Annotated in this window: 1 protein-coding gene; it reads right to left on the bottom strand. The window is 68.1% G+C overall.

Annotation, left to right across the window (positions count from 1 at the left end):
- Positions 1-1,196 (bottom strand): RQC domain-containing protein (locus tag B2X67_RS18575; protein WP_286786418.1); only part of this gene is annotated, 1,196 nt, incomplete at both ends.

The raw sequence follows: 1,196 nt of genomic DNA, 5'->3' as shown, positions 1-1,196 counted from the left end.
CGGAACTGCTCGGCCAGCTCGGCCACCGGCGGCAGCTCGCCCTCGCCATCGAGGAACGCGTCCTGGACTTCGCCCAACAGTTCTTCCGGCAGGTCCAGAGCCTGTTCCAGCGACAGCTGCTGCTCGGCGATGGCTTCGGCGAGCAGCGCGTAGACGTTCTTTTCCGTGCACTTGAGCTGGCTGGCGACCTGCGACGGCGTCATTCCGGCCCGCACCAGGCTGATCAGTTCGTGACGCAGATCGACAGGGGTACTGGCCGGCTCGGCCTTGCCGCCGAGCACGTCGAGGAAGGCCTCTCCGTAGCGCTCCAGCTTGCGCGCGCCGACGCCGCTGACGCGCCCCATGGCGCTGAGCGTGGTCGGCATGCTGCGCAGCATTTCCAGCAGCGTGGCATCGGGGAAGATCACGTAAGGCGGCACGCCGTGCTCTTCGGCGAGCTTGCGGCGCAGCGCGCGCAGGGCTTCCCAGGTGTCGCGCTCGTGGCTCTGCACCAGTTGGCTGGCCGCGCTGGAGGTGGACTTCGGCGCCTTGGTGGTGAGGTCGCGCCGCAGCTCCAGCGTCACCTCGCCGCGCAACAGCGGCCGGCAGCTCTCGCTCAGGCGCAGACCGCCGTAGCCTTCCAGATCGATATCGACGAGGCCGCGGGCGACCAGTTGGCGGAACAAGGTGCGCCATTCGCTCTCGCTGCGCGCCTTGCCGACACCGAACACCGACAGGTGCTGATGGCCCGGCCCGCGGATTTTCTCGTTGTCGCGACCGAGCAGGATGTCGACCAGATGACCGACCCCGTAGCGCTGGCCGCTGCGGTAGATCGCCGACAGCGCCTGGCGCGCCGGCTCGGTGGCGTCCCAGGTCTGCACGCCGTCGACGCAGTTGTCGCAGTGGCCGCAGGGCGCGGGCAATTCTTCGTCGAAATAGGCCAGCAGCGTCTGCCGCCGGCAGCGGGTTTCCTCGCAGAGGGCGAGCATCGCGTCCAGCTTGTGCTGCTCGACGCGCTTGTGGCGCTCGTCGCCTTCGGAGTTGGCGAGCATCTGCTTGAGGAACACCACGTCCTGCAGCCCGTAGGCCATCCAGGCGTCCGCCGGCAGGCCGTCACGACCGGCGCGGCCGGTTTCCTGGTAATAGGATTCCAGCGATTTCGGCAGATCGAGGTGGGCGACGAAACGCACGTTGGGCTTGTCGATGCCCATGCCGAA

This window comes from Pseudomonas sp. UBA3153 (assembly GCF_002364635.1).
GTDB lineage: Bacteria > Pseudomonadota > Gammaproteobacteria > Pseudomonadales > Pseudomonadaceae > Pseudomonas_O > Pseudomonas_O kuykendallii.
This window is presented reverse-complemented; position numbering and strand designations above follow the sequence as displayed.